This window comes from Microcystis sp. M049S2 (genome assembly GCF_020245625.1).
GTDB lineage: Bacteria > Cyanobacteriota > Cyanobacteriia > Cyanobacteriales > Microcystaceae > Microcystis > Microcystis ichthyoblabe_A.
On record NZ_JADBUN010000223.1, the window covers coordinates 1 to 20133 of the forward strand.

Genomic DNA, 20133 nt, shown 5'->3' on the forward strand with positions numbered 1-20133 from the left:
ACAAGACAAACGAGAGGATATCCTAAAAATTGCCACCAAACATGGTGCTTTTAATGTGCGTGTATTTGGTTCCGTTGCTAGAGGTGAGGAAACCGAAAATAGTGATATTGATTTTTTAATTGATTATGATTTAGCTAAAACGTCCCCTTGGTTTCCCGGTGGATTATTAGTTGATTTAGAGGCTCTCTTAGGGTGTAAAGTGGATGTAGTAACTGAAAAAAGCCTTCATCATCTAATTAAACAGCGAATCTTAAAGGAGGCAATTAAGTTATGAATGAAGATCGAGTTTATCTTGAATATATTTTAGACTGTATTGATAAAATTAAGGACTATTCCCAAGGAGGAAAACAGGAGTTTTTTGCTAATTCAATGATCAGCGATGCTATCATTAGACGCTTACAAACTTTGGCAGAATCAACTCAAAGGCTTTCGGAGGAATTAAAGGCAAATATTCCCAATGTTGACTGGCGTAATATTTCTGGTTTTAGGAATATTTTAGTACATGATTATTTAGGGGGAATTGACCTTAATACAGTTTGGGAGGTGGTAGAAAATTATTTGGATGATTTGAAAGAACAGATTTTAAGACATCTAGAATCAGTTTCTTAGGTTGGGTTGAGCGAATAAATATGTTAAAGAAAACCTCTCAATTCTCAGGAAAAGCGCAACCCAACACCCAACACCTAAATCTGTCTGAATCTTTTTGTTGGGTTTCCTTGGGTCTATTGTTGGGTTTCCTTGGGTCTATTGTTGGGTTTCCTTGGGTGTATGGTTGGGTTTCCTTACGTCAACCCATCCTACGGTAGTTTCCTTGGGTCTATTGTTGGGGTTCCTTACGTCTATCGGCTAGACAAGGAAAAAGCGATCGAGGATTTCCGACAAGCCGCCGAACTGTTCCGCCAGCAAGGGAACGCGCCAGCACGCGAAAAAGCCCTGCAATTCCTACGGCAATTAGGCGCGGTCTAGATACTCGATCGATTTTGAATCTCACCCCGAAAAAAGCGATCGATCTTACAGCAAGATTTCTAGCGCTAGGGTGAACCCCGGAACCACATCTTCCCCGCTTAAAATCGCGTTCTCGGGATAACAGGTAATCGTCCCGTCCTGACGGTAGACGAAAGCCTGTTTATTGTGGCGATCAATCAACCATCCTAACTTCACCCCGTTCTCCCGATACTCCTCCATTTTCCGCTTTAACTTGGATAAACTATCGGTTTTAGAACGGATCTCGATCACGAAATCCGGCGCGAGATCGAGAAATTCATCCTCCCTTTCCTGCCAACCGGACGGTAAACGTTCTCTCGCCACGAAAGCCACATCGGGAGAGCGTACCGCGCTATTGGCCAGTTTAAAACCGCCGCTAGAACTAAATACCTCTCCTAACCCGTTCTGTTCGACCCAGTAGAGCAGGCGAGCGCCGGCTTTCAGTTCTCGATTCGCCGAAATACTTCCGATCGGTGCCATAGTGACTAAGGTTCCATCTGCATTGCGTTCAAAGCGTAATTCCGGGTTCTGACAACTGAGGCGAATTAATTCCGCATCAGTAATCGTCGGGGATTTGCTTACCATATTGCATCAAAAAAAACAAGTATTTTTCACTAAATGATAACAAAGCTCTCCCGATTGCCGCGCTTTTTCCTTTTGTACCCGAAAGGAAAAAAAATTGATTGCCCTATTCTGCATATTCCCAAAAAAACAACCGATGAATTAGGTAGAAGCTCAAATCACCCTCACCGAGGAACTACCCATGAAATCCTTCGCCCTTCTCACCACCGTCAGCCTAATCGGCCTCTCCACCCTCGCCACTGTTCGCCCCGTTATGGCCCTAGAAAGCCGACAACCAGCCGAAACCCGGATCGCTCAAGCGAACTACAAAGAAGCGATCGCCCACTTTAACCGGGGAATTAACTACATCCAACAGGAAAAATATGATCTCGCCCTCGCTCAATTCACCAGAGCGATCGAACTCGATCCAGACTATACCGAAGCTTACCTCGGTCGGGGCATGATTTACACGATTCGCGAACAATGGCGGCCGGCGTTTCAAGACCTGAACACCGCGATCCGACTAAACCCCCGCGCTGCCTACGCTTACCATTTCCGCGGATACGTCCATCTCGCATTTAACCAGAGACAAAATGCGATCGCCGATCTAACAACGGCCGCCGAATTATTTCGCCAGCAGGGAAACACAGAAATGTACAACAGCGCCATAGAAGCACTACGGCAGATAGGTGCGTAAGTTGCAAGGGAGAGCGATCGCTCTCCCCCTCTAAACTTTTGTGAAAAAAGCAACCTGAAGACTTAAAACTTGATCGCATAATTGGAAAAAAACCAACGATAACATACTTGCAAGTATCCCCCGACTAAAGAGGAGCCAACCCGATGAAACCAATTACTTTCACCCTATCGGTGCTACTGGCCACCACTGGCCTACTCGTTCAACCAGGAGGCTTCCTGATGGAAAACGTTCCACCCATCCTCGCGCAGGAGCAGACCGCTTCTAGAGTCTATCAGAAAGCCAGCCCCGCCGTCGTCACCGTCAAAAATGGCAGCGGCCACGGTAGCGGCTTTCTCGTCAGTCCCGACGGTATCATCATTACCAACGCCCACGTTGTTGCGGACGGACCGCGGGTGGTGACGGTGAAATTTGCCAACGGACAGCAGGCCTCGGCAGACGTGATCGGCTTCGCTAAAAATGGCGTGGATTTAGCCGTCCTGCGGATTTATAACCGCCAAAACCTGCCCTATCTTCCCCTCGCCCGTCCGAACTCCGCCAAAGTCGGCGAAAGCGTTTTCGCCATCGGCACACCCTTAAACGAGGACTATCAAAACACCCTCACCCAGGGCATTATCAGCCGTCTCGACCCCGAAAAAGGCATTGTGCAACACAACGCTAATATCAACAAAGGCAATTCCGGCGGGCCGCTTTTGAATTCACGGGGGGAAGTGGTGGGGGTTAACGTCGCAGGCGATATCGGGAGTTACGTTTACGACGGTGCGGGAAACCCGATCGGCCTTACCCAGAGCGGCATTAATTTCGCCGTTTCCCTCGATCGCCTGCAAGCTTTCCTCACCGCAGTTAAAACAGGCGATGTCTCCACCGTCTCAACATTAGGACAGGACGATCGGATACAGTTACTCGCCCTCCCTCTTAACGGTCAGACCGTTCAAGGCAACTTGACCAAAGACCAAAACGAGCAATATTACGGGTTCGAGGGTCGTGCCGGACAGAAAATCGTTCTGGATATGAACAGCAACGAGATCGCTCCCTATCTTGTCCTCTATCGCGTTCTCCAATCTTCCGAGGGGACAAAATACCCACAGGTCGCCCGTAGTAACCAGCGTGTTGATCGCGCCCCCGGGGATTTTAACGCTCGACTTGTAACCGAATTACCCGCCGATGGAGTTTATATCCTAGTGGCTACCTCTCGCGAAGGGGGTGAATCGGGTCGCTACACCCTCAACGCCGCCGCTAACCCTTAAATAATCCCATTTTGACCCTAATCACGATTCTAATCCCTATTTTCTGAGGAACTATCCCTATGAACTCTAGATATATTTCCCACCGTCTCGCTTGCGTCGGCCTCCTCGCCACTGTCCTCCTCGGTGGTATCGCCCCCGGTTTCAGCCAATCGACCACCCCGAATGGCGTCACCTTCTTCTGTAAAGAGGTGTTCGATCGCGCATCGGGAGGAAAAATCCCCGCCACCCTCGCTTGGATTCCCCAAAGGAGCGGCAATGTGCGGATTATCGGCTGGAAATCGGAATATTTCTCCAAACGTTCCCCGGTTCGTTGCGAGGAAGTCACGAAAAAATTCCAGGAAGCATATAATCAAGGGCGTTTTAACTATCTCACCACCGGCCGGGCGAAGGGATACCCGATCATCTGCAGCGTTTCACGATCCGGCGATCCCTGCGATGGTAATAGCCAACTTTTTACCCTTAAACCCCACGACAATCCAGATTTAGTCTTGCAACAACTCATGGACATCCTAGAGGGGAAAAGCTCGGATATGCTCCTCCAGAATTCCGGAGATAAAACCTATATCTCGATGACGGAGTTTTTCGCCAAAGCACCACTCGCCGATCGCGACGCACCCTGTGGTACGAGATCTGCTGGCCCGCAAAATAATTGCGTTCCCACCCGCTAGAATTTTCGCTGTTTTACCCCGAATTTCCCCATAATAACCATGTTGAAACCCTTTCCCCTACTCCTAAGCCTCCTACTTCTGCCCGTCGTACCGGTTAAAGCGCTATCCCCTTTCTCTGCTCCGGCGATCGTGGCGGAAGACAGCCCAAACGCGCAGATCGAGCGATCGATCCGTCAAGTCACTGTTAAGATTACTAGCGAGATAAATCGGGGATCGGGAATCATTATCGGGAAAAAAGGCAGTATATACCTCGTTTTGACCAACGCTCACGTTACCCGCGGCGCGACCACCCTACAGATCCAAACCCACGACGGCCAAACCCGCACAGCCTCGATCGCGCCGAATTCCCTTTTAAAAGATAAGGATCTGGCCCTGGTGGAGTTTAGCGATACCCGGGATTATCCGATCGCTAAAATTCGCGCCATTTCCCCGGATGCGGAACTAGATATCACTGTAACCGGTTATTCCGCAGAAACGGGGCAGTACACCACCGATAACGGGAAAATTGAACAAACAAGCGATCGACCCCTCCGGGAGGGCTACAGCGTCGGTTATAGTGGCGATATCGTGCAGGGAATGAGCGGCGGTGGTATCTTTTTCGAGGATGAGTTAATCGGCATTAACGGGCGATCGGCCCATCCGATTCTCTCTAACTACATCTACGAGGACGGTACAAAACCCACAGACGCAGAAATCCAACAGATGAGAGCGGTTAATTGGGGCATTCCCCTTCATACCCTATTAACCTACATCCGTCCCGAAATCCTCAGCGCCTATAACCTACCCCTACCGCCGGTGAACCCCGATATAGAAACCACCGCCTATACTGGCTATATCGCCGAATTAGAAGCGAAAGCCAAGGGTTTCACCGTCCGGATTGATAGTACGAGCGGTGGAAACGGTAGCGGTGTCATTATCGCTAAAAAAGGGAATATTTACACGGTTTTAACCGCAGACCATGTATTATGTGAGAAGGAAAAAAGTCAAGATGCTGCAAGTAAACCTTGTCTCAATTTCACCTACACCGTCGTCACCAAGGACGGTAAAACTCGAAACATCGAGAAAAGCACCATCATCCGGCAGGAAGGGGTAGATTTAGCAGTTTTTCAGTTTGAAAGCCGAGACAATTATCCCGTTGCGGAAATAGCGAATTATGCTCCGAATTATATGCCAGACAATATTGACAAACTTAATCCAAATACTAATAATAATAAACGTGATTATGTTTTTGTCGCAGGATTCGCCAAAATCGGCAAAAATCCCTCTGAATGGTTGTTTAGTGGAGGTAGAATCAAAGATCAAGAACTGGGATTATTAGGAACCCGCCAAAATGACTTAAGCAATGAACAAGGGGGAGTATTAAAAAGTGTCAGTTCTTTAGAAGGAGGGTATGAATTAGTTTATACCAGCATCACATTTGGGGGCATGAGTGGTGGTGCAGTCTTAGACTCTCAGGGGAGAGTAATAGGGATTCATGGACGTTCAGAAGGAGCAGGGGGAGGGAAAATTCAGTTAGGGTTGAGTTTAGGGATTCCCATTAGCACTTTTATCGGATTGCAAGAGAGATTGAAGGTAAAACCGCAATTATTAACCACTGCTCAACCCCAAGTTAGTCCGCAACAACAACAAGAAATTATTCAAGCGATTACTGGTGTTATTGTCCCTAATACCAATGCGAAGGCGGATATTTGGATAGAAAGGGGGGGACAATTATGGCGGTTACGGAGGTATGAGGAAGCAATTAAAGCCTTTGATGAGGCGATTAAGCAAAATGACCCCAAGAATGTCTATTTAGCTTGGTATGGGAAGGGATTAGCGTTAGGTCAGTTAGGTAAAGCTCAACCAGCTATGGAAGCTTTCCAACAAGCGATTAATACCTTACCTAAACGGGAAGATTTAAAGAACTTTCACAGTAGTATTTTACAAAAGCAAAGTGTTGTTTATCGCTTTTTAGGTGACTTCTCAAAAAGTGCTGGTAGAGAAAGAGAAGCCAGAGAAAATTATGAGCAAGCATTAACGGTGATTAATCAGGCGATTTCTCTGGTTCCCAATAACCCCAATTACTATAATGAGAAATGGGCAGTATTAGATAAATTAAAACGCTATGATGAGGGATTAGCCGCAATTACTCAGGCAATTGATCTCGCTCCCCGTGCTGCTTGGTATAGCAATCGGGGGAATCTTTACTATGACTTGCAGAAATACGAATTAGCCCTCTCTGACTGGAACAAAGCCATTGACATTAATCCTAATTTTGCAAAAGCTTACAACAATCGGGGGATTCTTTACTCTGACTTGCAGAAATACGATTTAGCCCTCTCTGACTACAGCAAAGCTATTGACATTAATCCTAATGATGCTGGTGCTTACGTCAATCGGGGGGTTCTTTACTCTGACTTGCAGAAATACGATTTAGCCCTCTCTGACTACAGCAAAGCTATTGACATTAATCGTAATGATGCTGAGGCTTACTACAATCGGGGGAATCTTTACTATGACTTGCAGAAATACGATTTAGCTTTAGCTGACTACGACAAAGCTATTGACATTAATCCTAATTTTGCTGAGGCTTACAACAATCGGGGGGATCTTTACCGTCTCCAACAAAAATACGATTTAGCCCTCTCTGACATCAACAAAGCTATTGACATTAATCCTAATGATGCTGGTGCTTACCTCAATCGGGGGGGTCTTTACCGTCTCCAACAAAAATACGATTTAGCCCTCTCTGACTACAGCAAAGCCATTGAAATTAATCCTAATGATGCTTTGGCTTACAACAGTCGGGGGAATCTTTACTCTGACTTGCAGAAATACGATTTAGCCCTCTCTGACTACAGCAAAGCTATTGAAATTAATCCTAATTTAGCTTATGCTTACTACAATCGGGGGATTCTTTACCAAGACTTGCAGAAATACGAATTAGCTTTAGCTGACTGGAACAAAGCTATTGACATTAATCCTAATTATGCTGAGGCTTACAACAATCGGGGGATTCTTTACGATGACTTGCAGAAATACGATTTAGCCCTCTCTGACTACAGGAAAGCCATTGACATTAATCCTAATTTTGCTCAAGCTTACTACAATCGGGGGCTTCTTTACCATAACCAGCAGAAATATGAATTAGCTTTAGCTGACTACACCAAAGCTATTGACATTAATCCTAATCATGCTGAGGCTTACGCCAATCGTGGTCTTTTATATGCCATATTAGGACAACCCGAAAAAGTAAAAATTGATCTACAACAAGCAGCTATATTATTCCTCCAACAGAATAATATGGCTGCTTATGAACAAGTGATGCAGATTTTACAAAAATTAGGGGGATAAGTTCCGTAGGTTGGGTTGAGCGAATAAATATGTTAAGGAAAACCTCTCAATTCTCAGGGAAAGGGAAACCCAACACCCAACACCTAAATCTGTCTGAATCTTTTTGTTGGGTTTCCTTGGGTCAACCCAATCGACGATAATTCTATTCCTGTTAATAAAGGAGCAGAAGTCAAAATTATTCGTTATGTGGCTTAAAAATTAGCAGCCCATTTAAAAATCTTAACGGAGGAAAATTAATGATTAACTTAGAACAAATTCAAGAAGATATTAACCAATTACCTGAAGAAGCACAAAACTTACTGATTGATTTTATTGAGTTATTAAAAAAACGCTATTCCTTGGCAAAAAAGCCAGAGATTGCAGCAAAAATAAACCCTGAAGCTCAAAGTACCCTAGACATTTTAAAAGAATCTGGATTAATCGGTTGTATTAGTGCAGAATCCGACCTTTCTACTAATTATAAATCTGTTCTCAAAGAAGGATTAAAAGCTAAATATGATCATCGTTGATACTGGATTCTGGGTGGCTTTATTTAACAATAAAGATCAATATCATCTAATAGCACAGCAAACCTTAGCACAGTATTCTTCTCAACCACTAATTACAACTTGGTGTGTTTTAACAGAAAGTTGTCATCTTCTTTTACAACGTTCTCCAAATCTCTATACAGGAGTTGAAAAACAAATAAAATTAATGAACGTATTTAAGAGACATCCCCAAAAATTTCTATTATTTAACCTTGAAAATACTCATCTAGAAAGAATTCAAGACCTTATGAAACAATATCAAAGTCTGCCAATGGACTTAGCCGATGCCTCCCTAGTTATCTTAGCAGAAGAGTTAGGAAATGGACGTATCTTATCAATTGATAATCGAGATTTTAATACCTATCGCTGGAAAAATAAAAAACCCTTTATTAATCTTTTTCCAAATTTCTAGTTAATCATTAGTCCGTAGTCCGTAGGTTGGTTTGAGCGAATAAATATGTTAAACAAAACCTCTCAATTCCCAGGAAAAGCGCAACCCAACACCCAACACCTAAATCCGTCTGAATCTTTTTGTTGGGTTTCCTTGGGTCTAGAAATAACAGCACTTAATCTTATTACCACACCAGGAAGGACCCCAGAAAAGAAGTTTAGTCTTTGGTAAGTATCCATACTTAGCTAATTTTTGTCGTTGACGATGTTCATCTAAGACTCTCTCTATTTTAGCTTGAGTTTCTTGATTAAAGACAATTTGAGTTGAATCTATAGAGTTTTCTTTAAGTATAACTAAATCCTGACCACTGTGACGATATCTAGGAAGTAATCTTAATCCATTCTCTGGAATCTGTTTCAACCGTTGCTTTCCTAAAACTTGCTGTAGCTCTTGAGCAAGAGCATGATGATTAGCGGCTAATTGATCGGCAATAAGAGACTCCCCCGCTCTTTGAAGGCTTGAAATAGCCAAGTCTTGAAGTCTTTGTCAAAAATTAGCTTATTTTTTCGAGAAATTACTGCATTTTTAACATCCATTCTACCGCCCGTTCATACAGTTCTAAATTACCAGTTTTTATCAAAGCATTAGCGGCTTTTTGCAAATAGTTAAGGCTCGCTACTCGACTACTAGGATTTTTATCATCGTAGGTGGCAAGTGCCAAATTATAATAAGCTTCGCCATAATTAGGCCGATAAGTAATTGCTAATTGATAATCAGCGATCGCTTCCTTCTTATCGCCCATTTTTTCCTTAACTAAACCTCGATTATAGTAAGCTTCAGCATAGTTAGACTGGAGAGCAATAGCGATATTTAAATCCTCCAAAGCTCTGGCATTATCTCCCAAATCAAAGCGAATAACTCCTCGGTTATTATAGGTGATCGGATTATTGGAATTCAATCTAATTGCCCTATCTAAATCCTCTAAAGCACCTTCCTTATCCCCAGTTTGTCGTCGAATAATGCCACGATTATTATAGGCGATCGGATTGGCCGATATTCTCGGTGTTACTTGTACATTATCGGGAATAGTAGCGGTATCCGTGCGTGCATTTCCCCGATTACTATACACCGTCACATCGATAGGATTAATGCTCAAAGATTGCAGATAATCTGTAATCGCTCCTTGATCATCTCCCACGTCAGCGCTACTATTACCACGACTATAGAAAATTCTCGCATCACGGACTTTTTCTAGAAATACATTATAATCCTCGATCGCTCCCTGTTTGTCCCCTTTTTCAAAACGCGCATTCGCCCGTTTATGATACCCTTCTGGATCGTTAGGATAGGCAACTATATAAGTAGTATAATCTCTTTCGGCCGCGGCAAAATTTTTCAGAGCAAAATAAGCATCTCCCCGGGCTTGAGCATGACAAGAGACGTTATAATTAGGACGAAAATCGGGTTCTCTGGAGTCATAAAAATAATTTCTGTCGGCAGATTCTCGGATATTTTCGCTACAGACAGATCGAGAAGTAAAACTAGGTATATTAATCCGATCATCTTGGTCTAAGGCAATATTATAATTATCTACTGCCTCCTGATAACGCCCCAATTTATACAGCACTAATCCCCGATGATAGTGAGCGGCTGCATCATGACGATTTCGTGCCACTGCCGCAGTAAAATCCTCTAAAGCTCCTGCGTATTCTTGATATTTATTGGCCCGCATTAACCCCCGATATACATAAGCTTTTGCGTCTTGGGGTTGCAGATAAATTGCTTGGTTATAATCTTGAATTGCCCCTTGATTATTGTTGAGTCTTAGGTGAGCATAACCCCGTTTAAGAAATGCTCTAGCATGGGGAATTTTATCGTAGTTGGGATTAATACGGATGACAAGTGCTAAGTCTTTGATGGCTCCATTATAATACTCGATCGCTGTTTGATATCCTTCCGGGGAATTATTCGATAAATTGGCTAATTCTACTTCCTCGTCAGCCATTTCAATTTGTACTCTGGCACGGTTTTGATAACTGCTAGGAGCATTCTTGGCTAAAAATAAGTTAGGTGAGCATTTTAAAACGATTTTATAATCCTTAAAAGCATCTCGTTTTCTCCCTATCTTTTCTAAAGCTATGGCCCGATTATAATAGAGTTCAATTAGATCGGGTTGGTATAAAATAGCCAGGTCATAATCTTTGATAGCCTCTGCATAATTTCCCCACCGAGAGTATAGCTGTCCTCGATGATAATAGCCGCGATAATTTTCAGTTTCATAACCGATAAAACGCTGATAATAATCTAAAGCCAAGGATTGATGATCGAGCAAAGACGCAACACTTGCTAGGTTAAAGTAAACTTCACTTTCATTGGGATTATATTTAAAGGCTTGCCGAAAATCTGCTTGAGCAGCTTCTAATAATTTTAGCTGATGCTGCTTCCTTATTGGCCTTTCTGACTCAATAAGGGGTGTTTCTTCCTCAATAACAGGGATTTCCTCAACTATAGGTTTTTTTTCCTCAATAACAGGGATTTCCTCAACTATAGGCGTTTCTTCCTCAATAACAGGGATTTCCTCGGCTATAGGGGTTTTTTCTTCCTCCATCGCCATGGCTAACTTTAACTTACCTCTTTGATAATAGGCTTGAGCTAGTAACTGTCGATCTTTGAATCCGGGGGCATTATAATTACTATACCAAATGTATTGACTGAAATCATCGATCGCACCGTTTCGATCGTTGATTTTTTCTCGCGCTATTCCCCGTTGAAAATAAAGTTTAATCGTACCAGGATCGCTAGGATAGACTCGCAGAGTGGCTGAATAATTAGCAATTTCTCTTTTAAGAGCATTAGTATCAACTTCTTCCCTATAAATGACAGGACATTGTAGGTTTTCCACTGCTCTCACCGAGCTAACTGCTAAACCACATAATTCCCAAAACAACAGGGGAGACAATAAAAATATTTTTCTAAAAAGCTTGACATTTAAACTATTTTGTGCTAGGAGATTGGGGATGGCTTGATCTGTCGGGGTTTTAGGGATTAAGGATTGTTGTGGCATGATGATTAAAAAAATTTGCAGTAAACTCAAATCTGAATTGCATCACTATCCGATCGTATTTGATAAAATACCTCAAAGGGGGTTCGATAGTCAAGACATTTTCGGGGATGATTGTTAATTAACTCTACAACTTTTGCAGCTTCCTCCCGTTGGCTATCCCAGACTGGTTATGGCAAATTAGTAGTTTTAATGAGCTTAAAAACTTAGATAGTATGGAATCGAATAAAGCCAAAATATTTTTTGTTAGAATTAATATCCTGTCAAAGTAAGTTCTCGAGCCGCTATCGGGTCAAAATATCTAAAAGCACAGATAAATTTGACATCATCTTCGGTTTTATGGGTAGGATAGTTGTCTCTTGTCTTTTTTCTGTTCCCGTCTCGGAGTTTCCTCACCTAACGGAAGATTTTTGATTTTTACAGGAGAGCTTTTGATCTCAAACAGCCAAACTAACTCGATAAAATAAAAATTAATGGCAGTAAGGAGATAAAATTTATGGCTGAGTCAAAAAGCTGGGATTTTCAGAGATTTTGGCAAACTCTGGACTATTTTGATAGTATTCCCCTCTGGAGTTGTCTGCAAAAGCTGCTCGGTTTCGGGGAAGATAAAAAAATTCAGCTAACAAATGAGCAAGCAATGAAGACTATTTTAGTCATTGGTGGTGAAAATGCGATCGGTAGAAAGGTAATCGCTCAACTACAGCAGCAAAACTATCAAATTCGCGCTTTAGTCGATAATATTGATGATGCTCGTCAATTATTCGGCGAAAATGTCGATTTATTCGCTCTGCAAACCCCGCAATTATTCACGGGGATTGATGAGATTATCTACTGTCAAGGGGAGAATAACCGCCATAGTTTAGCCAATTTACTCGATTTACTGAAAAATCCCAGTATAATCGCCGAAAAAATCCTCTTCGACTTTAGCAATCCCAGCAGTGACATCAAAGAAATCTGGGGTGCGGTGGATGATGTGGTAATGGGAGGAGTGAGCGAGAGTCAGATAACCCTAACCGGAGGACGCGCTCTCTTTTCCGGTATCGTTAGAACCGAAAATAACGGTGGTTTTGCCTCAGTTCGCACCAGAAACCTGAATCCTCCCCTAAATTTATCTAACTACGAGGGAATAGAATTACAGGTACAAGGGGACGGAAAACGCTATAAATTAATTCTGCGTTGTGAAGGACGTTGGGACGGCATCGGTTACTGTTATTCTTTTGATACACTTGATCGCACCCTGCAAAAGATTTCTATTCCCTTTCGCGATTTAATCCCAGTGCTGCGGGCCAAAACCCTGCGGGAGGCAGCACCCTTTGATAGCAGTAGCGTCTATGCTTTGCAGTTAATGCAGAGTAAATTCGAGTACGATGGGGCCTTAAATCCCCGTTTCTCCCCCGGGTTATTTGCTTTAGAAATTGTCACAATTAAAGCCTACGGTGGCAAAAACCGCTTAATTATCGTTAAAGAAGGAGAAATCGCCGAAAAAAGCCTTTTAGATGCCAGTGGTTATCCCTACGAAGTGATCGATTCTGCCCAGATTTTCGCTAAACTTAATTAATTTAAATAAGCTTGGATCTCAAGTTACACTACTGAACATAGGGTTAAGATCATGACTATCGGGAGCATAATTAAGGAGGTATGTTCATGAGTGAACAGAATCCCTACGAACAACTTGGGGTTACTGAAGAATCCTCTTTTGAAGAAATTCAAGAGGCCAAACAAAGACTGGTGCAACAGTATCAGAATGATAGCAAAATTGTCGAATCGATCGAGGCGGCCTACGATTCTGTCCTCATGGATCGACTGCGGATGCGACAGGAAGGTAGGATTAAAGTACCCGATCGCATTCGTTTTCCCGAACGTCTGACGATTCCGGTGGAAAGTAAACCAGTTACTAGCGGCAAATCTCCTAACTGGTGGAAAAGCCTAATCGATACACCTTCTGCAAGAGATATCGCTGTGCCAGCAGTGATTTACGCTTGTTTAGGAGCAATCACGCTGTTAGTTCCCGATCCCAGTGGCTCCCTTTTACCGCTGCTCCTAGCTTTTGGTGTTTTCGTTAATATCTATTTTTTCAACCGCAAAGAAAAACGTTTTGGCCGCGCCTTACTATTCACTCTCGCTGGTTTAGTGCTAGGAGTCGCTCTGGGAGCGGGATTAGCCAGTTTAGCGGCCAAGGCTGATTTGAATATTTTCGGTGATCGCCAAATTTATGCGCTCGTCACTTTTCTGATCTTTTGGGTGATTAGTAGTTTTTTCCGTTAACCGAACGCTCGCAGGGATCCTAAGATCACGTCCACTGCTTCCCCAAGGTTATTGACGATATAATCAGGCTCGTAGCTCTCTAAACGGGAACGGCTGCGAATCCCCGATAATACGCCAATAACCTTGATATTTTGGCTCTTAGCGGCGGCAATATCCGCTTCCGTATCCCCCACCATCCAAGTATCGGCAGCCGCTGGCAGTTCTTTAGCGGCCTTAGCCATAAGCAGGGTTTTGTCGCGCACGTCGTTAGTTTTGGTGTAATTGTTATTTAGACAATAACGACGATTAGCGGCGAAAAAACGACCGATATCGTAGCGATTAAAGGCATGATCTAGCTCGGATACCCGTCGCATCGTCATCACGACTAAATCGATCTTTAACTCTTGGATTTTCTGGAGAGTTTCCAAAGAACCAACCACTGGGCGATCGTGGACAAGATAGGGTGAAGTGTGAACAGTTTGACGACGAAGATGGGCAAATTTACGCGCTTGATCTTCATCTAATCCTGACATTTCCCCGATACGCTTCTCAGAAACCTGATCCCGTTTTAACTGCCAGAATTCCGCTTTCGATAATTCCCCGATAATTTGACCTTTATAGGCGGTTTTCTGTAAACAGTATTGATAAACTTGGTAATATCGCTCCGATACGTCCATTATCGGGCCGTCAAAGTCGCTAATTAGTCTCAACATCGTTCTAATACTTCTCGCTTTATTAATTTTTATATACAAGTTACCCTAGAGTCTTGACAATGACAAGAGTTTTGTCGGGAAAAAAATTAGGGAAGTGGGAAGTGGGGTGTGGGGTGTAGGGTGTGGGGTGTAGGGTGTGGGGGGAAGTGGGGAGGTGGGGAAGTGGGGAAGTGGGGAAGTGGGGAAATGGGGAAGTGGGGAAGTGGGGAAATTTCAACTAAAACCCTAAAACCCTAAAACCCCAACCCCTAAAACCCTAAAACCCTAAAACCCCAACCCCTCACTGTTTACTGATTACTGATTACTGATCACTGATTACTGATCACTGATCACTGATGCTTCCCCTTCCCTAGTCTGGACGGTTAGATTAAAATAAATGTAAGGATATGTAAACTTTCGTAACTATCTCGCCAATTGGCTAACCAATGATCCCAACAACTTCTTTATTCGCACCCGTTGACGATGATCTCCGTCTTTTGACCGATAACTTAAAAAACCTCGTCGGCGCTCGTCATCCCATTTTAGCGGCGGCAGCAGAACATTTGTTCGAGGCCGGTGGTAAACGCGTTCGACCGGCGATCGTGTTGCTGGTATCTCGCGCTACCATGTTAGACCGGGATATCACTCCCCGTCATCGTCGATTAGCGGAAATCACGGAGATGATCCACACTGCCAGTCTCGTCCATGATGATGTGGTAGATGAGGCGGAATTGCGGCGCAGTGTTCCCACCGTTAACAGTTTATTTGACAATCGCGTGGCGGTTTTAGCGGGGGATTTTCTTTTCGCTCAATCCTCTTGGTATCTAGCTAATTTAGATAATTTAGAAGTGGTAAAATTGCTCTCGGAAGTGATTCGCGATTTTGCTGAAGGGGAAATTCAACAGGGAATTAATCGCTTTGATACCAGTATCTCCCTGGAAGCTTATCTAGAAAAAAGTTACTACAAAACTGCTTCTTTAATTGCCAACAGTGCAAAAGCAGCTGGGGTATTAAGCGAGCAATCGGCTGAAGTTAATCATCATTTATATAATTATGGTCGTGATTTAGGATTAGCTTTTCAAATCGTCGATGATATTCTCGATTTTACCTCCCCTACGGAAGTATTAGGAAAACCCTCTGGCTCCGATTTGATCAGTGGTAATATCACCGCTCCCGCTCTCTTTGCCATGGAGGAAAATCCCTATATAGAAGTGTTGATCGAACGGGAATTTAGTCAGGAAGGAGACATCGAAAAAGCTCTTGACTTTATTCACTCTAGCCAAGGTATTCCTCGCTCAAAAGAATTAGCCAATCAATACGGACAAAGTGCCTTAAAACACCTTGACTGTTTAGCTTCTTCTCCCTCAAAAGAGGTGTTAATCGAGCTAGTAGATTACGTTTTGAGCCGAATTTATTAGAGAATAATAGTTCTCGCCGTCGCAATAGTCCAAGCATCGACTAATAATAAAAATAGGGTGAGAATAAAAAGAATTCCATACATCCAAGGCTGAGAAAGGGGGCGAATATCAGTCATATCCAAGTTAGTTTTTTCCTCGATTATTTTGACCATGCGATTAAATCCCACCACTCGCATCGGCAATAAATAGGCTTTTTCCGAGGAGCGATCAAGGAAATAATAAACTAAACCACCCTGTCCTGTACTGCGACATTTAAGTTCTTTTATATCTGTCCAATTTAACCACCAACCAGAGCGAAGAAAAGCGGGAAACCATTGGGGATAGGTAACTTGTATCCCTGTCTCTGATAAAATCACTCTTTCACTTAAAGCTCCGTATAAAGCGATTAATCCTAAGCTGATTCCTAACCAGAGAAAATTGGGATTAACGGGGGAATTAGTGACCTTTGCTAAAAAGGGTAAAGGGATGGTTAACGCTATGTATAAACTTAATAAAGTTACCCGAATTATTGGTGATATCCGAAAAGTTGTTGTCTCGTTCATTTGATAACCTTTATCTTGTTAGTATGGAGAAGTGGGAAGTGGGGGAGTGAGAATTATAAATTATGAATTATGAATTATGAATTTGGAGGTGGGGAGATGGGAGAATAAATAAAAATAGTCTCCTGTCTCCTAACGACCGATAGCTAAAATAACTGATCACTGATCACTGAGTCTCCTTGTCCCCAAAAACCATCGTATTTAGTAACTTCGATATCACCAAAAACTTTGACTTGACAAGCAAGACGACGGTTATTATCGGGGTTATGGGGAGGTAAAGAAAGACGCGCTTTTTCCTGCCAATTGATAGCAGAAACTTCGCCCACAATTGCCACCGCACAGGTTCCACAGCTGCCGATGCCGCGACAATTGATGAACTTGGAACCGCCGTTATACAAAGAAATGTCATGTTTTAATAATATACGACGGAGATTTTCACCTCGATCGCAGGTGATTGTTTGACCGTAAACTGTTATTCTAGGCATTAGGGGCGTGATTTTAAGTGGCTACAGTTATTAATTAATATTAACACCTATTGACTATTTATATGAACAATGGTAAGCGCATTTGGGTCTATGACACTACTCTCCGGGATGGGGCCCAGCGAGAAGGTATTTCCCTCTCCCTCGAAGATAAAATTAAAATCGCCAGGGAATTAGATCGGATGGGTATTCCTTTTATCGAGGGCGGTTGGCCAGGGGCAAACCCTAGAGACGGTCAATTTTTCTGGAAACTGCACGAAGAACCCCTAAAACAAGCAGAATTAGTCGCTTTTTGTTCCACTCGTCGCCCCCATATCGAGGCCCGGGAAGATCGGATGTTAACCGCCATTCTCGCCGCTAGAACCCGTTGGGTGACAATTTTCGGCAAATCTTGGGATCTGCACGTCACAGAGGGCTTAAAAACCAGTCTGGAGGAGAATTTAGCCATGATAGGAGATACGATCGAGTATCTACGCTGTCAGGGAAAACGAGTCATTTATGATGCCGAACATTGGTTTGATGGTTACAAAAATAACCCCGAATACGCCCTTTTAACCCTCAAAACCGCCAGGGATGCCGGGGCCGAATGGTTAGTTTTCTGTGATACCAACGGCGGCACTTTACCCCAAGAAATCGCCCCTATCGTGGAGAAAGTGCGGCAGCAATTGGGTATCGATCCCGATGATGAAAATGCGCCTCAATTAGGCATCCATGCTCATAATGACGCAGGAACCGCCGTGGCTAACTCCTTAGCGGCAGTTAACGAGGGCGCACGCATGATTCAAGGCACAATTAACGGTTATGGGGAACGCTGCGGCAATGCCAATTTATGTACTTTAATTCCCAATCTTCAGTTAAAAATGGGCTTTTCTTGCCTAGAAGAAAATCAATTAGGCCGATTGGCGGGAACTAGCCGAAAAATCAGCGAAATGGTCAATTTAGCCCCAGATGATCATGCTCCCTTCGTCGGACGTTCTGCTTTTGCCCATAAAGGCGGAATTCACGTTTCTGCGGTGGCGAAAAATCCCCTCACCTACGAACATATTAACCCGGAAGCGATCGGGAATCAGCGCCGCATCGTCATTTCTGACCAATCGGGATTAAGTAATGTCTTAGCGAAAGCGCGTAGTTTTGGCATCGATTTAAATAAAGATGATCCCACCTGTCGGCAAATATTGGAACGTTTAAAAATCTTGGAAAGTGAGGGTTATCAATTTGAAGCAGCCGAAGCTAGTTTTGAGTTATTAATGCGGGAAGCTTTGGGACAAAGAAGCCACCTTTTTGAATTAAAAGGATTCCAAGTGTATTGTGATATGCTCCGGGATAGTGGTAATGCGATTGCAACAATTAAAGTACGGGTAAAAGAGGAAGATTTATTAGAAGTGGCCGAGGGTAACGGGCCCGTGGCTGCTTTAGATCGGGCTTTGAGAAAGGCTTTAGTCAAATTCTATCCCGAAATTGCTAACTTTCACCTGACCGATTATAAAGTGAGAATCCTCGATAGTGGTTCGGGGACGGCAGCGAAAACTAGGGTTTTAATCGAGTCCAGTAACGGTCAACAAAGATGGACTACCGTGGGAGTGTCTAGTAATATTTTGGAAGCTTCCTATCAAGCAGTAGTAGAAGGAATTGAATATGGTTTATATCTGCTGCAAAACAATAAACTAGAATTATCGGGTCAATTTTGTCCTTTGGGAATAATTTAGGGAACAGTTATCAGTAATCAGTAATCAGTTATCAGTTATCAGGAGTCAGTATTCAGGAGATTATTTTTATTTATTCTTCCCATCCCCCCACACCTCACACCCCACTTCCCCACACCCCACACCCCACACCCCACACCCCACTTCCTGCTCCCCTTTATGGGATTGAATGTTTACTAGGATAATAATCGGGTAACAAAAGAATTTTGCCAACGACGAGCCAAGGCCCGCAGATACATATTAACGGGAAACTGATAATATTCGATAATTAACCAGAGTAAACAAATAGCATGGCAAATAAAGGTTAAAATCGACCAAAATAGAGGCACCCATGACAAAGGACTCCCCTCGACCGGAGGAAAAAGATAGGCTCCCGTAGCCACAATTGCTGTGGGAAAAATCACAAATCCTAAACCGATAATTAAGTAAAAACCTGCCATCTCCATTCCTTCTCTCGGTAAACCCTGCCAATACTTACCATTCCAATACCAAGTTAAGGGTAATTGACTATCGGCCATTTTTAAAAGCTGTCTTTCTAAATTAGCAGTAAAAATGTGTTGACAAAAGTTACAAGCATAGGCTTCCATTAGTGGTAAAGCGGCAATTTTACCATGGCGACAGACGGGACAAGAATAGGTATCGTGATAGTTTAATCGGGTTGGCTCGGTCATGGTAATCTGAGTAAGAGTAAAAAAGGCCATTGCAGATAATTAACTTTTCCCTATTGATAACGATTGAGTTATGCGGCGCTCGCCAACACTATGGCTCATTAGTATCAAACGGGTTCAAATCTTGTGGATGAGTTATGGTAATACTTGATATACCCGCAAAATCACTGGGATTAAAGGTCAACAGATGTGTAATTTCATTGGCAAGCATAGCCGCAACGAGACGAACATCATGAGTGCGTTTACCCATCACTATGTTAGTTGTGACTAAGTTCAGCCAATTTGTAAAAATCTGCCGAGATTCTGCCAAGACTGGAAAACGAGCGAGAAGTTGATCTATCATGCTTCTGGTTTGTTCTACAGACCAACCCAAACCATTGACTTCAGTTGGTCTGGTGGCAACAACCCAAAACTTAATTATTACTTGTGTCGCAAGGAAACATTCATCTGATTGCATGAGCAGACGAGAAACTGCATTGGTTGCCAGCTTATGCTGTAGGTCGGAACAATTGCACAATCGCATAACAATATTAGTGTCAAGTAAATATCTCGTCATCATTCGTAAATACTATCGCGACTAAAGGCTTCATCTCCTAGACTCGGACTATCTTTGGGAAGTTGTAACACCCATTCACGCAATTCCCTAGCTCTCTGGGATGGTGTTGCTCTTTGCCAAAGCGGAACAGACGATGGGACTTGTCCAGACTGAAACTCAAGGTCGGCTATGAAATCAGCAATCTTTTTCAGTTGATCATCGTTTAGTTTATCTAATTCTTTCTTAAGATCTTCTCGCAGCATAGGTCGGTTTTGAGAAAATAGACACTTTCTATAGTAACCGATATGCTCCTAGCCGTTTGGCTCAGGTGCTTGTTTATACGATCGGCTCTAAATAATCTCCCTGATTAGGCTAGACTCAAGTTG

General features: G+C 43.2%; 22 protein-coding genes and 1 pseudogene. 12 read left to right on the forward strand and 11 right to left on the reverse strand.

Annotation, left to right across the window (positions count from 1 at the left end; translation table 11 throughout):
- A partial coding sequence (locus tag IM496_RS18230) for a nucleotidyltransferase family protein (protein ID WP_287662834.1) occupies positions 1-274 on the forward strand: 274 nt, incomplete at its 5' end.
- On the forward strand, positions 271-609 hold the full coding sequence (locus IM496_RS18235; RefSeq protein WP_125731514.1) for a HepT-like ribonuclease domain-containing protein: 339 nt from the start codon (positions 271-273) through the stop codon (positions 607-609). The genes IM496_RS18230 and IM496_RS18235, both read left to right, overlap by 4 nt.
- Positions 610-817: 208 nt before the next feature.
- Here IM496_RS18235 and IM496_RS18240 read toward each other — a convergent pair whose 3' ends face one another.
- Both IM496_RS18240 and IM496_RS18245 read right to left on the reverse strand, forming a co-directional pair.
- Entirely contained in the window at positions 818-991 is a 174-nt protein-coding gene (locus IM496_RS18240; RefSeq protein ID WP_155120481.1) for a hypothetical protein, read from the reverse strand.
- A gap of 20 nt (positions 992-1011) precedes the next feature.
- On the reverse strand, positions 1012-1569 hold the full coding sequence (locus IM496_RS18245; RefSeq protein WP_194013943.1) for a Uma2 family endonuclease: 558 nt from the start codon (positions 1567-1569) through the stop codon (positions 1012-1014).
- Positions 1570-1747: 178 nt separating this feature from the next.
- Between IM496_RS18245 and IM496_RS18250 the strand changes: the two genes are divergently transcribed.
- The 6 genes from IM496_RS18250 (at position 1748) to IM496_RS18275 (ending at position 8426) form a co-directional block, all read left to right on the forward strand.
- A complete protein-coding gene (locus tag IM496_RS18250; protein WP_287170734.1) occupies positions 1748-2242 on the forward strand; it encodes a tetratricopeptide repeat protein in 495 nt (164 codons plus the stop codon).
- A gap of 143 nt (positions 2243-2385) precedes the next feature.
- The gene (locus tag IM496_RS18255; protein WP_287662835.1) at positions 2386-3486 is read left to right on the forward strand and encodes a S1C family serine protease; all 1101 of its coding nucleotides are present in this window, start codon (positions 2386-2388) and stop codon (positions 3484-3486) included.
- Between the two features lie 59 nt (positions 3487-3545).
- Positions 3546-4154, forward strand: a complete 609-nt coding sequence (locus IM496_RS18260; RefSeq protein ID WP_002763038.1) for a COP23 domain-containing protein — start codon at positions 3546-3548, stop codon at positions 4152-4154.
- 39 nt (positions 4155-4193) lie between these two features.
- A complete protein-coding gene (locus IM496_RS18265) occupies positions 4194-7487 on the forward strand; it encodes a tetratricopeptide repeat protein (RefSeq protein ID WP_287662836.1) in 3294 nt (1097 codons plus the stop codon).
- A 236-nt stretch (positions 7488-7723) separates the two neighbouring features.
- The gene (locus IM496_RS18270) at positions 7724-7996 is read left to right on the forward strand and encodes a hypothetical protein (RefSeq protein ID WP_002774769.1); all 273 of its coding nucleotides are present in this window, start codon (positions 7724-7726) and stop codon (positions 7994-7996) included.
- Positions 7983-8426 carry a type II toxin-antitoxin system VapC family toxin gene (locus IM496_RS18275; protein WP_287662839.1) on the forward strand — a complete coding sequence of 148 codons (444 nt, stop codon included), beginning with the start codon at positions 7983-7985 and terminating at the stop codon, positions 8424-8426. The genes IM496_RS18270 and IM496_RS18275 overlap by 14 nt, the downstream gene beginning before the upstream one ends.
- Before the next feature lie 138 nt (positions 8427-8564).
- Here IM496_RS18275 and IM496_RS18280 read toward each other — a convergent pair whose 3' ends face one another.
- The 3 genes and pseudogenes from IM496_RS18280 to IM496_RS22760 form a co-directional block, all read right to left on the reverse strand.
- Entirely contained in the window at positions 8565-8936 is a 372-nt protein-coding gene (locus tag IM496_RS18280) for a hypothetical protein (protein WP_287662841.1), read from the reverse strand.
- A gap of 43 nt (positions 8937-8979) precedes the next feature.
- Positions 8980-11469 carry a tetratricopeptide repeat protein gene (locus IM496_RS18285; RefSeq protein WP_287662842.1) on the reverse strand — a complete coding sequence of 830 codons (2490 nt, stop codon included), beginning with the start codon at positions 11467-11469 and terminating at the stop codon, positions 8980-8982.
- Positions 11470-11495: 26 nt separating this feature from the next.
- Positions 11496-11597 (reverse strand): annotated as a pseudogene (locus tag IM496_RS22760) (IS30 family transposase); the annotation flags it as partial.
- A gap of 365 nt (positions 11598-11962) precedes the next feature.
- Here IM496_RS22760 and IM496_RS18290 point away from each other — a divergent pair.
- Positions 11963-13024, forward strand: coding sequence for a CIA30 family protein (locus IM496_RS18290; protein WP_194013931.1), 1062 nt, complete (start codon positions 11963-11965; stop codon positions 13022-13024).
- An 86-nt stretch (positions 13025-13110) separates the two neighbouring features.
- On the forward strand, positions 13111-13731 hold the full coding sequence (locus IM496_RS18295; protein ID WP_194013929.1) for a CPP1-like family protein: 621 nt from the start codon (positions 13111-13113) through the stop codon (positions 13729-13731).
- Here IM496_RS18295 and IM496_RS18300 read toward each other — a convergent pair.
- Entirely contained in the window at positions 13728-14423 is a 696-nt protein-coding gene (locus tag IM496_RS18300) for an HAD family hydrolase (RefSeq protein ID WP_110577909.1), read from the reverse strand. The two genes, IM496_RS18295 and IM496_RS18300, sit on opposite strands and share 4 nt — an antisense overlap.
- Positions 14424-14848: 425 nt before the next feature.
- Here IM496_RS18300 and sds point away from each other — a divergent pair, with 425 nt between their 5' ends.
- Entirely contained in the window at positions 14849-15820 is a 972-nt protein-coding gene (gene sds / locus IM496_RS18305; protein WP_159254018.1) for a solanesyl diphosphate synthase, read from the forward strand.
- Here sds and IM496_RS18310 read toward each other — a convergent pair.
- Entirely contained in the window at positions 15817-16362 is a 546-nt protein-coding gene (locus IM496_RS18310; RefSeq protein ID WP_287662844.1) for a hypothetical protein, read from the reverse strand. The genes sds and IM496_RS18310 overlap by 4 nt on opposite strands.
- Positions 16363-16505: 143 nt before the next feature.
- Positions 16506-16844, reverse strand: a complete 339-nt coding sequence (locus IM496_RS18315; protein ID WP_287662846.1) for a 2Fe-2S iron-sulfur cluster-binding protein — start codon at positions 16842-16844, stop codon at positions 16506-16508.
- 62 nt (positions 16845-16906) lie between these two features.
- On the opposite strand from IM496_RS18315, the gene cimA reads away from it, so the two are divergent.
- Positions 16907-18547 (forward strand): citramalate synthase, encoded by a 1641-nt coding sequence (gene cimA / locus IM496_RS18320; RefSeq protein ID WP_104396045.1) that lies wholly within the window; start codon positions 16907-16909, stop codon positions 18545-18547.
- 173 nt (positions 18548-18720) lie between these two features.
- Here cimA and IM496_RS18325 read toward each other — a convergent pair whose 3' ends face one another.
- The 3 genes from IM496_RS18325 to IM496_RS18335 all read right to left on the reverse strand — a co-directional run bounded on the left by IM496_RS18325 (position 18721) and on the right by IM496_RS18335 (position 20010).
- Complete coding sequence (locus IM496_RS18325) at positions 18721-19215, reverse strand: hypothetical protein (RefSeq protein ID WP_108936497.1); 495 nt, start codon at positions 19213-19215, stop codon at positions 18721-18723.
- 88 nt (positions 19216-19303) lie between these two features.
- The gene (locus tag IM496_RS18330) at positions 19304-19771 is read right to left on the reverse strand and encodes a type II toxin-antitoxin system VapC family toxin (protein WP_287662848.1); all 468 of its coding nucleotides are present in this window, start codon (positions 19769-19771) and stop codon (positions 19304-19306) included.
- Positions 19768-20010 carry a hypothetical protein gene (locus IM496_RS18335; protein WP_002775464.1) on the reverse strand — a complete coding sequence of 81 codons (243 nt, stop codon included), beginning with the start codon at positions 20008-20010 and terminating at the stop codon, positions 19768-19770. The genes IM496_RS18330 and IM496_RS18335 overlap by 4 nt, the downstream gene beginning before the upstream one ends.
- Between the last annotated feature and the right edge of the window lie 123 nt (positions 20011-20133).